This window comes from Fluviispira multicolorata, assembly GCF_009208585.1.
Classification (GTDB): Bacteria; Bdellovibrionota_B; Oligoflexia; order Silvanigrellales; family Silvanigrellaceae; genus Silvanigrella; species Silvanigrella multicolorata.
In genome coordinates this window covers 70,563-82,816 of record NZ_WFLN01000011.1, presented here as the reverse complement: position 1 = coordinate 82,816, position 12,254 = coordinate 70,563, and the positions used below count along the sequence as shown (strand labels likewise).

The window sequence follows — 12,254 nt, the reverse complement described above, 5'->3', positions numbered from 1 at the left end:
TTTCTCTTGACGGCTCGTCTTTTATCTCGAGCCCCGAAGCCTCTTTATCTCTCAACTTACGCCGATTGACTCAAAGCCTCTAAGGACCCGCACTCTGTTTCTGCTCTCTTCTCTTGTCAAATAACTTTTTTACCGATGATTGGTGGCGGGGACAGGACTTGAACCTGCGGCCTTCGGGTTATGAGCCCGACGAGATACCAACTTCTCCACCCCGCGTCATCATCAGCGGTGAATGGGTTTCTACATGTCGAAGCTAGGACTGTCAAGCAACTTCCATCTTTTTTTATTAAATAAAAAAATAAAAGCAATAAAACCTATTATAAAAAGGTTTAGTTTACTGATAATTCAAATCCCAAAAAATGGCCCACTAAAACTTGAGCTTTTTTTCCAAGATAAGAAAGCAGCACAACAAAAGTTATGCCGAGAACAAAGGATAACTTACGCATTCTCGACAACATGAGCTAACTTTTGACGTAAAAAGTTAGGAAGCGCAAATGCTCCTCTATGAATATCTATGTTGTAGTATTTCGTAGTTTTTTCGATGGCCTTAGCGCGCTCAAGATCTATTTTCTCAAATGGGTGTTGCACATCACTGGCAAAGCCCCATGACCAGTACCCGTATGGATATGAAGGTATGGTTCCGACCATGGAGTAGACCGATGTAAAGGCCTCTTTTAGATTTCCATAGACTTTAGCAAGATCAAATTTATTTTCCCAAGGAGATTCACATTGTGCCATAACAATTCCACCAGGAGCTAAAATTCTTTTGACCTGATTGTAAAACTCACCCGAAAAAAGCCCAACTCCAGGCCCAATCGGATCTGTAGAATCAACAATCACAACATCAAATTCACCTTTAGGGCTGTTTTTTACAAATTCAACACCATCACCTATATGAATTTTTGCTCTCGGGTGATTAAGCCCTACAGCTAAGGCAGGAAAATATTGCCTAGCCGCATCTACAACCTCACTATCAATTTCACAGAGCACAGCTTCTTCAACACAATCGTGTCTCAATACCTCTCGCAGAGTTCCACCATCGCCACCACCAATTACGAGCACGCGACGAGGTTTACGGTGTACAAGAAGGGGAACATGGGAAATCATTTCATGATAAACAAATTCATCACGATCTGAACACATCATAAGTCCATCCAAAGTAAGAACTCTTCCAAAACCGGTAGATTCAAATACATCCACTCGTTGGAAAGGACTTTGAACGGAATGCAATGTTTTTTTAACATGAAGGCCAAAAGAGATTTCATCATTGTGGCGTTCTTGATACCACAGATCAAAGGAAGGAGATGCATTGTCAGAATCAGCTCCAAGAGCGTATGGTATTTTTTTTGAAAACATTTATATTTCCTTTTGATAATGAGGAGAGAAGAGCCTTACAAACTCTTTGCCCAAAAAATTAGCACTATAAAAGCAATGAGTCCATAGCAAATGAACCAAGGCAAATTAACAAAAAAAACAGCAACAGCAAAAAATTTTGAAAATAAAAATTCGATAAAAAAAACGAGTAAAGATATTATGGAAGACACTTCAGTCACTCTCAATTCACAGTTTCTCTCTAATACTAAAATTACTATTGTTGGAGGAGGAGGAATTGCGGCAATTGAACTTCCAAAACTCGCACGAGAATTAAGAAGACAAGGAGCTGAAATTCAATTTTGTGTAACTGAAAATTGTTTAAAATTTATTGGTCTCGAAAGCCTTCGTTGGGCAAGTCGCAGTGAAGTTATAATCAATCCTACTGGCCTCGCTGAACATATTTGCACATCCGATGCAATTGTCGTTACACCTGCTACTGCTGATATTATTTCTAAAGCAAGCAATGGAATATGTTCTGATGGAGCTACAACACTTTTACAAAGTGCTTTAGGACAAAAGAAAACAATTATATTTTGCCCAACTATGCACGAGAGTTTATCAAACTCTCCTATTGTTGATGAAAATAAAGAGAAATTAAAAAATATAGAGGGTGTTTATTTTACAACCCCAAGGCAAGAAGAGGGAAAAGATAAACTTCCTTCACCAGACATTCTATCAATAAATATTGCTCATATTATTAATAAAAGAAAATTATTTCTTGATAATCCTAAAAAAGTTTTAATAACTTTAGGCGGAACAAGAGCTTTACTTGATCCTGTTCGCTGTATTACAAACTTATCCACGGGAAGTCTTGGAATTGAAGTTGCAAAAATATTTTATTCAATGGGAATTAATTTGACTTTATTGGCTGCAAACACAAGCAGAGAAATTCCAAAATATGAAAATGCACAGTTAATTAATTTACCCAATTATACTGATATGTATGATTATCTAAAAGAAATAAATGAAAATAAATACAATGGTATTATTCATTTAGTAGCGGGCTCTGATTTCATCCCAAAATCTCTTTCACACTCTAAAATTTCCAGTAAAAATGAAAATCTAAGAGTTGATCTTGTGAAAGCTGAAAAAATAATTGATTTAGAAAATTTGGCTAAAATATCGTTTAAAGCTGCTGCAAAGCTTACATCAGGAGAAAAAGAAGAAGGTCTTAAAATTAGTAATGAAATGATTCGTAAAAAACACTTAAACGCTCTTTTGTGGAGTAGTTCAAATACCGCTTGGAATAAGAAAACCGAACACTCAGGTGTATTTGTTCAAAATCTAGATGGAATTAGCAAAGAAATAAATGTAAATGGAAAAAAAGAAATGGCATTACAATTTTATTTAAGTTTTATTGAGTATCTAAAACACAAAAAAAAATAAAAAATCATAAAATATTAGGTAAATTAAAAAGTGACTTTCTTTTTAAAATTAGGAAAAATTATTATGTCGATATCACAAAAAATAAACGAAGAAATTCGTGAAAGAGATTTTAAGAATCTTTTTCGAGGAGTTTTTACGTGGATTAATGTTACAGTATTTACAGTATTCTATTCAAGTCTCATATTAATCTTTTTCCCATTTGTCTATTTAATTGATAGAGAGCGTCATAGTTTGCATTTTCTTGCAAATTTATGGGCAAAATCAATAAAAATTGCAAACCCTTGGTGGCAATTTGAAGTTATTGGAACTGAAAATTTAGCTAAAAAAGGTGAGGCCGTTGTATATGTTGCAAATCACCAGAGCCAAGCAGATATTCTTGCGTTATTTATTATATCTACAAGATTTCGTTGGCTCGCAAAAGAATCATTATTCAAAGTTCCTTTTTTTGGTTGGGGAATGCGAGCTGTTGGCTATGTCCCAGTAAATAGAACAAGCAAAAGCAGTGGTGAAAAAAGTATGAAACTCTCATCACGACATTTGCGCAGAGGAACTCCAATGGTTTTCTTTCCAGAAGGAACTCGGAGTGAAGACGGACGACTAAAGGAATTTAAAAGTGGAGCATTTCGTTTGGCAAAAGCCATGCATGTGCCTGTTGTTCCCATAACTCTCAATGGCTGTGCAAACTTATTACCAAAAGGATCTTTACTCCCAAAACTTGCCAAAGTCACAATTACAATACATCCTAAAATCCAAACCGCTGAGATTACTGCAAATGAAGTTATGCAGAAAGCTCGAGAAAGCATTTCCTCAAAATTGTGAAATTGGATTATTTTATGAAATCAAAAACATTTTTATTTTTTCCTATCTTTGCGCTCTTATTAAATAGTTGCCAATCATACACAGACTCAAATGCAGTCGTTCGTAAAGAAATGTATGCTGGTAAATACAAAGAAGCCACTGTGCTAATAGATAAAAGTGGTATAGCAACTGAAAACAGAAACTATGCCTTATATCGTATGGAAAAAGGAATGTTACTTTATTTACAGGGCGAATATCCAACAGCAATAACAAACTGGACTCAAGCTGATAGAAAAATAGATGATCTATACACAACAAGTATTTCTAAAACTGCTGCAAGTTTTATTGTGAATGATTCAATGTCAGATTACTCTGGCGAAGCGCACGAAAAAGTCCTACTTCCTATTTTTTCATCACTCGCATACTTTGCTAATAATGATCAAAATAACTCATTAGTCATGATACGAAGAGCCTATGATATTAAAAAATATTTGAACTCAGAAAATGAAGGAAAAAATTCTTTTAAATATGATGCATTTTCACATTATTTTTCTGCCATGGTTTATGAAAGTAAAGCTGAATGGGATAATGCAATTGTCGAATACCGCACTGCTTTAAAAAATATTCAAAGTGAAGAAAATCAATCGAGTAAAGAAAAATTAAAAAATGCTGAAATACAAATTTTAAAAGAAATTGGTAGATTAGCTGAGTTTCGTAAAAGAAACGATCTATTAAGTGAATTAAAAAAAGCAAATCCACAATTAAAATGGAATAAACACACAGATGTATTAGCAAAAGGGGAGATATATATTGTCTATGAATCTGGCAAATCACCTATCAAGGTGCCAAAAGATTTTTTTATTCCCACAGGAGGCAGCATCGCTCGTGTTTCATTTCCTGAATACAAAGTTATGTCTTACAAATCTCATTATGCTGATATTTATATTGATGATAAAAACTTAGGTCGTACGATTGTAATGGAAGACATAGGAAAAATGGGAGAGCAAGCATTAAATGATAGAAGATTACGTGACATTGTAAAAATGGCGGCGCGCGTCATTACAAAAGAAATTGCAGCAAAAAAGCTAAGAGATGAAAATCCTTTAGCAGGGCTTGCAGCCAATGCATTTAATATAGCCACTGAAGTTGCAGATACAAGAGGATGGACAGCATTGCCAGATACGATACAAATATTTAGAGTCTCAGTAAAACCAAATAAAGAAACAAATATCATTATTCGACCAGAAAGCTCTAATCAACTCACATTTACTGTAAATTTAAAACCAAATGAAAAGAAATTAATTAGATTTAGAACTTTCGATTAGAGAAAATAAAATAATAGCAAGGCATAATATTAAGGTAAACAGATTAAATGACTCTTAAAACTAAAAATGATAATTCTTCATTTAAACTTTGGATCCAGCAAATAAAATTGTGGCCATCACAATTTTCTATTATTATAATCAGTATTATAATAATGATTCCGCTTTCACTCTGTTTACTTATAATTATTCCTTACATTATTCAGGCAATTAACTCAAGCCCAGCAGATGTCACTTGGCAAAAATTATTAGGAGAACAACTTTCATTATGGATATTTCCTGTTGTTGAAGGAACCCCTTTTGAGTCCTCGATACCCATTTCATTTCAAAAAAATTGGTTTGCATTAATTTTAGTAACTGTTTCAGGAATATATGGTTTTTTTAACTATTATAGTGATTATTTATTAAGAGATTTAGGAGAAAAACTTGCTCATAAATTACGCTCTGACATAATTAAAAAATATTTATCTTTTAGCTACCAAGCTGCAAATTCCGTTGATGTAGGACTTCTCGCATCCATGGTAGGTGAAGACATGAGAGAGGTTCAACAAACATTTACAAGGCTTATCAGTAGTCTATTAAAAGATGGCGTTACTTCACTTATTTTTTTATGTTGGCTTATTATATTAGACACACAGTTATTTATTTTATTTTTAACAGTTCTTATTCCAGCTGGAATTGTTTTAAGAATCACAAGTAAAACATTAAAAAAACTATCTCGTCAGGGTTTACAATTTGAAAGTGAACTTTTGAGCGGAATTCTTGAAAGAATGCGTGGATGGCAAACCATACAAGTACACAAAGCAATTGATTTTGAAATTAAAAATTTTAATAAAATTAATAATAAAATATATCATGTCTGGAGAAGAGCAACCCGTGCTAAAGCATTAGGAAGTCCTCTAGTGGAGTGGTTCGGAATCATTGCAGGTGCATTTATTATTATTGCCGCACTGAGAAGAATTTCAGACGGTGCACTTGCAAGCAATATTTTAACAAGCTTTATGGTAACAGTTGCTTTTTTATCAGATAAAATTAATAGAATGACAAGTCAATTAAATTCAACTCGAAAAGGAACAGATGCACTCCATCGTGTGAATAACTTTTTATTAAGTGATTTTGAAAAAAGAGTGTATACAAATTCGAATATTGATGAAAGAAAAAATGGTAAGGTTAAAAGCATAGAACTCAACAATATTTCAATTGGAAATGATGAAAATAATATTCTTCTAGAAAATTTTAATATGAAGCTAAACTCTGGAACATTACTTGCAATTGTGGGGCCATCAGGTATTGGAAAAAGTACTTTTATTCGAACAATATTAGGAATTCAAGCTTCATTAAAAGGCTCTTTACTTATAAATGGAGAAGCCGCAAGCGAAGCCGTATTTCAAAGATATGCAAATGATATTTGTTTTATTCCTCAAGACCCCTTTATATTTTCAGGTTCAATTTTTGAAAATGTGACTTATCCTCTCAGAATTGATCAACCAACGGTTGAAGATCTTGAAAAAGCAAAAACAGCTCTTTCTCTCTCACTGCTTGATAAAAATCTTGATGATAAAATTGAAGGACTTTCCGGCGGTGAAAAACAAAGACTCATGTTTGCTCGTATTTTCTTCAAAAATCCAAGCTTTATAGTCATTGATGAAGGAACAAGCGCAATTGATATTGGAAATGAATTAAAAATAATCGAAAATTTAAAGAATCACGTTTCGGAATCAATTACTTTTGTAGTTGCACATAGACCTGCTATAAGAAAATATGCTACAGAAATATTGGATTTCTCAAAAACTAAACCTTCTCATTTGTTAACATAAAAAGCAAATGTTAAAAAAGGAGTTCTTATGAATGCAATTTCTTCGATAATTTCCGGAAAAAAAAATAAAGGCTCTTCACATTTTACTTCAGTAAATCCAGCAAATAGAGAAGATATTTTAGGCACATTTGCAAATGCAACGAAAGATGAATGTAGAGAGGCTTGTATAAATGCACGCAAAGGTCTTGAGCAATGGAAAAAAACTCCTGCACCTGTGCGCGCAGAAATTATTGCAAATTTTGGAAAATTAATACAAAAAAATAAAGAAGAAATATCAAAAATATTAACACGCGAAATGGGCAAACCAATTAAAGAAGCGCGAGGAGATGTTCAAGAAGCAATTGATACATGCAATTTTTTTATTTCTGAAGGCAGACGTCTTTATGGCCAAACTGTCCCCAGTGAAATGCAAAATAAAGAACTTTATACTTATAGAAGACCTATTGGTGTTTTTGCATGTATTACGGCGGGCAATTTTCCATTTGCAGTTCCTAGTTGGTATTTTATTCCTGCGCTTGTCTGTGGAAATACGTGTGTTTGGAAACCTTCAGAAGACACTCCTTATCTTTCATATATTTTTGCTGAATTATTATATGCAGCTGGAGTTCCAAAAGATGTATTTCATGTTGTTTTTGGACAAGGTCCCGAAACAGGAGCTTCTTTAGTTTCACTAGTTGATGAAGGATTAATTGATAAAGTAGGCTTTACAGGCAGTACAGAAGTTGGAAGAAAAATTGGTGAAATTTGCGGGCGTAATTTGCAAACAGCATGCTTAGAATTAGGCGGAAAAAATCCTCTAGTTGTTATGCCCGATGCAAATCTTGATCTCGTTACAAACGGAGTCATATGGTCTGGGTTTGGCACTGCAGGACAACGCTGCACATCTTTGGGCAATTTAATAGTGCATAAATCAGTCAAAGAAACACTCATTAAAAAAATATTAGAGAAGGTCACAAATCTAAAAATTGGCGACCCAACAGATGAAAACAACTTTTATGGACCAATGATTAGCGAGCGATTTTTAAAAAAACATATTGAAAATTTAAATACACTTGTTAAACCTCACCATCGACTAATTACACAAAAAAATGGAATTATATCTGAACAAAATAAAATGAATAATTTTAATGGAAATGCGCAATGTGGGTTTTATGCTTATCCTACAATCGTTGACAACGTAACAGAAAATGATGAGATCTACTCGACTGAAACGTTTGGCCCTCTTTTTAATATTCTAAGTTTTTCAGATATTGATGAAGCAATTCATCTTTCAAATAAAACTGGTTATGGCTTAAGTTCAGCAATTTACACTTCAGATATTGAATCCGCATATCGCTTTCGGATTGAAATATCAGCAGGAATGACAAGTATTAACAATAGCACAACAGGAGCAGAAGCGCATCTTCCCTTTGGAGGAAATGGAAAAAGTGGAAATGGAAGCAGACAATCAGGAATATGGGTTGTAGATCAATTTACAAAATGGCAATCTGTGAATTGGGATATGAGTGGAAAATTACAACTCGCACAGATGGATACCAATTACATCAATCCTTCAGATTATATCGTAAAAGCTTGATTGACTTACAAGGCAATAATTCACCCGTAACATCTGGCTATAAAAGATAAAATTGTTAAGAGCAGGAGAGTGTTCATGCCAATATTTCAAGATCTCAAACAATTTGTTCGCTCTGAAAATGCGCATGATCGCTATATAGCTATAGAAAAACTCGCAAAAAATTCTCAATCTTGGCAAGGAAATCTTCTTACTTGGCAAATTATGGCTCTTATTCCAACGATTGTTGAAAAAGCAAAGCTTGCGCAGTCGTTAAATATTCCTAATATGCCAAGCAGCGAATGGGCAATTGTCTCACATATTTTACTAAAAGAAACCGATGAAAATGTCATTAGCAGCTGTATTGCAACTTTAGCTCACTCTAAAAGTAATTCCCTCATATATCGAATATTAAATTTAATTGAGAGAACTAAACTTTCCAATAAAGCAATATACTCATTATTTACATTTGCTGAAGAAACAGGAAATGAGCTTTTAGCTGAAAAACTTTTACAATCATTTTCTGAAGATCTTCCAGATAATATACTTGCAAAAGGCTTCAATGCTTTTATTAGACTTGGTATTATTAATCAAAAATACAAAGAAGTTGCATTAAGTATTTTAAAGCAAAACAACTCCGATGATTTGATCAAGTCATCTCTTCCTGCAGCTCTCTTGTATTTAGGTTTTGCAAGCAACAAAGACGATTGGAAAAATGTAAAAAATATTATATTACAATTTAACAATCCTGAAACAATTCGTTTTTTTGAAATCCTAAATTCACAAATTGCAATTTTTGAAGATAAGAACTTTGGCATTAAAGCCTGCGAACATTTTATTGAAAAAGCATTACATGAAAATAACCCAAGTTTTATTGGATATGGAATTCTTTCTCAAAAAAATATTGAAATAGCTCTCGAATCTTTAATTAAAGATTATTATAATAAAAAACCTGAAGAACTTACAAAAACAATTTTAAAGTTAAAAAATAAAAAATGTATTGAAATATTAGCTAATAATTCTTTAATAGGCATTGAAAGTATTGAAAATGGAAAAAATGAATTTTTGGCTAGAGAATGGGTTCATTGCATTCCTTATCAAAGCCAAAAATTTATTCAGTCAGTACAAAATCCAAAAAATTATAAACTATGGCATAGTTTATCAAAAGATCTTGCATATATATTCTTAAATGCAGATATTCTTTTAAGCAATTCTTGGCAAGAAATGTTCGAAAAAAGTTATGATTGTAATCTTTTACTCAATCAAATAGTTGCTATTGGCAATAAAAGCTCGCCTGAAAATACTTCTAAACTTTTAATTCGACAAGAAAACAAAGTTATTGAAAATTTAAAAAAGTATGTAAAATTTTTAACACAAAAATCTTCTAATGAATATGAATATTTTGTTGAAAAAGTCTATGCTGCTATTATTGGTGGCAATACCTCAGCGAGTTTCTTAAGAGATGTTTATAAAATTATGCCTTTTTCAGGTACAAGCTGGGCTTTTACTGCAATTGCATTAACAGCTCCTCGTCTTGATATTTACACACTGAGTGTTGCTATACATAGAGAGCTTGAAATAATAAAACAGACTCTTTTGCATGGAAATATGCAAAAAGAAGAATATATTCTTGAAGTCACTTCACGTTTTCAATCCATATTAGTTGGAGCAGATCGTTTTAAACTACAAGTCAACCAACCGACTCTTGTTACATTAAAAGAAATCTCATCACTCATTCAAAATATTCTTGATAAAACTGAAGAAAAAAATCATTTAGATGAAGATTCTGACTCAGAAGTAGCAGATTGGAATGGCAACAGTGTCATTGATAGACCTATTTTGCTTTGGGAAGCTATTTTACAAGTCTGCTTAAACACGCAACTTTCTCGAGAAGAAAAAGATTACTACGAGCTCTTTCTTAGAGAAGGCTTGCGTATTGCTCCGCACGTTGAAAAACGTTGGATTGTACGCGCACTTGTAAAGCTCGATACTGATGATGCAATTAAAGCGATACTTTACCAAGCTCTCCAACATATTGATAACGATTTTGTAGAACACACAATTGTTGAATTATTGCGTTCAAAACACACTCGTGCACAGCAAGCTCTCATTCGTACAATTTCAAAACAAAATATTTCTAGTGCAATAAAAATTAAAATAATAAAAGAAATTTCTTTAGAAAATCCAGAAGAAATTCTACAAGAATTAAAAACTTTACAGCTTTTAAGATTACCTGAAGAAATAGATAAAGAAATTCAAGAGGCCATTGCAAGAGTCTCATCTAAAGTAATAAATCCACAAAAACCAAAAAATGAAAAAGATACAAAAATATCTTCACAGGACATCGATCTCATTATTAAGTCACTCATTCCCTATTCAAGTGATTTATCCATTGATTCAAAAAGCGCTCTCAGAACAGCTGAAATGATTCTTATTCAATCCATCGATTGGGGGAATGAAGCAGTCGATTTAAGTCCAATTGTCAATATGCATTGCAAAGCAGTTGAATTGACCATGCGTGATACATTTGAAGCCTACACAGATGCACTTGTTAGAAAAGGAGAACTCTCAAAAAAACTAGACTCTATTGGATATGCTAAAGGAACAATCGATAAAATGAATTCTTTTGAAGATTATATTGCAAATTTACCTATTATTCGTAGTATTCCTTACTTTAGTAAATTTAAATTGAGAAAAATGTTGAGAGCTATCTGCCTTTATCGACCTGGGAAAAGATTTACCTTAGACGGTCCCAAAGCATTTGCTCTTTTGCTTTTGGTCGCAGCTCGAAAAGAATGCCAATTCAATTTAAATAAAATGATGAACCTCGGATTTGAAAGCGATATTGATCTATTTGAATTTATTAAACTCGTTCACTCATTACAAGACAGTCGCAATCGAGCGGTTCATGAAGGTCTTACCTGGGAAGCACGCGATGAAATTGAAAGCATGCGAAAGCAAGCCTATAAAATTATTTCAACATGCCTTATAATTGGGAGAAGTTTAGAGACTTTTTCTCATCAAAAAATTTATGACTCACCCATGGAGACTTTTTAACTATGGGATTAAGAGTCCAGACAAATGTAAGTTCTATTAACGCACAAAGGAATTTATCTGTGTCTACTCTTGCACTTGCAAAACATACCGAAAGAATTTCAAGTGGTTATCGAATAAACCATGCAGCTGATGATGCTGCAGGGCTTGCAATTTCCGAAAAACTTAAATCTAATATTAGAGCCATGGCTCAAGCGAAACGTAATACTTCGGACGGCATAAGTCTTATCCAAACAGCAGAAGGTGGTTTGCAAGAAATTTCAAATATGCTTATCCGCCTTAAAGAACTCTCAATTCAATCCGCCAGTGATACAATTGGTGATAAAGAACGAGGACATATTCAAAAAGAATTTGCTGCCTTAAAAGATGAAATTGACCGAATTGCCCTTTCTACAGAATTTAATGGCACACGTTTGCTTACTGGCAAAGCCGAAATTCCAGAAATTTTGTTAAAAAATAGCAATCCTCCGCCCCTTGAAATTCAAGTTGGTCCATCTTGGTATCAACCCGTTGATGGCTTAGATGAAGTTCGCAATCCCGTACATATTATTAGAATAAACCTCGAGAAAATCAATGCTTTAACCGGTGGAGAAGGATCTCTCGAATTGGGAAATGTATCCGATGAAGAAGGGACACGCTTAGATAAAAAAATATATGCACAACAAACAATCAATAAAATTGATGAAGCTATTGATAAAGTAAATGAATATCGTGCTATCTTAGGAGCTATACAAAATAGAATGGGATATGCAGTTGCCAACACCGCCATTATGATTGAAAATCAAGAAGCAGCAAAATCACGTATTAAAGACGCCGATTATGCAGATGAAAGTTCACAAGTTGTGCAGCAGGGGATTCTACAAAAAGCTGGAATTGCAGTACTTTCCCAAGCAAATCAAATTCCCGAAATGGCTCTGAAGCTTTTAGGTTGATTCATATGAAGTCTTTAGAT

8 protein-coding genes and 1 tRNA gene are annotated in these 12,254 nt (G+C 33.5%); 7 read left to right on the top strand and 2 right to left on the bottom strand.

The window, feature by feature from the left end:
* Nucleotides 1-140: 140 nt before the first annotated feature.
* Together GCL57_RS14350 and speE are read right to left on the bottom strand one after the other, a co-directional pair.
* Nucleotides 141-216: transfer RNA gene (locus GCL57_RS14350), tRNA-Met, on the bottom strand.
* Nucleotides 217-438: 222 nt separating this feature from the next.
* A complete protein-coding gene (speE, locus tag GCL57_RS14345) occupies nucleotides 439-1,356 on the bottom strand; it encodes a polyamine aminopropyltransferase (RefSeq protein WP_152214045.1) in 918 nt (305 codons plus the stop codon).
* A gap of 90 nt (nucleotides 1,357-1,446) precedes the next feature.
* Here speE and GCL57_RS14340 point away from each other — a divergent pair, with 90 nt between their 5' ends.
* The 7 genes from GCL57_RS14340 (at nucleotide 1,447) to GCL57_RS14310 (ending at nucleotide 12,234) form a co-directional block, all read left to right on the top strand.
* Nucleotides 1,447-2,760 carry a phosphopantothenoylcysteine decarboxylase domain-containing protein gene (locus GCL57_RS14340; RefSeq protein WP_152214044.1) on the top strand — a complete coding sequence of 438 codons (1,314 nt, stop codon included), beginning with the start codon at nucleotides 1,447-1,449 and terminating at the stop codon, nucleotides 2,758-2,760.
* Between the two features lie 63 nt (nucleotides 2,761-2,823).
* The gene (locus tag GCL57_RS14335; RefSeq protein ID WP_152214043.1) at nucleotides 2,824-3,579 is read left to right on the top strand and encodes a lysophospholipid acyltransferase family protein; all 756 of its coding nucleotides are present in this window, start codon (nucleotides 2,824-2,826) and stop codon (nucleotides 3,577-3,579) included.
* 14 nt (nucleotides 3,580-3,593) lie between these two features.
* A complete protein-coding gene (locus tag GCL57_RS14330; protein ID WP_152214042.1) occupies nucleotides 3,594-4,883 on the top strand; it encodes a COG3014 family protein in 1,290 nt (429 codons plus the stop codon).
* A 47-nt stretch (nucleotides 4,884-4,930) separates the two neighbouring features.
* Nucleotides 4,931-6,697: an ATP-binding cassette domain-containing protein gene (locus tag GCL57_RS14325; RefSeq protein WP_152214041.1), complete on the top strand. Its 1,767-nt coding sequence runs from the start codon at nucleotides 4,931-4,933 to the stop codon at nucleotides 6,695-6,697.
* A 27-nt stretch (nucleotides 6,698-6,724) separates the two neighbouring features.
* On the top strand, nucleotides 6,725-8,272 hold the full coding sequence (locus GCL57_RS14320) for an aldehyde dehydrogenase family protein (RefSeq protein ID WP_152214040.1): 1,548 nt from the start codon (nucleotides 6,725-6,727) through the stop codon (nucleotides 8,270-8,272).
* A 75-nt stretch (nucleotides 8,273-8,347) separates the two neighbouring features.
* On the top strand, nucleotides 8,348-11,305 hold the full coding sequence (locus GCL57_RS14315; RefSeq protein ID WP_152214039.1) for a hypothetical protein: 2,958 nt from the start codon (nucleotides 8,348-8,350) through the stop codon (nucleotides 11,303-11,305).
* Nucleotides 11,306-11,307: 2 nt separating this feature from the next.
* The gene (locus tag GCL57_RS14310) at nucleotides 11,308-12,234 is read left to right on the top strand and encodes a flagellin N-terminal helical domain-containing protein (RefSeq protein ID WP_152214038.1); all 927 of its coding nucleotides are present in this window, start codon (nucleotides 11,308-11,310) and stop codon (nucleotides 12,232-12,234) included.
* Nucleotides 12,235-12,254: the final 20 nt, after the last annotated feature.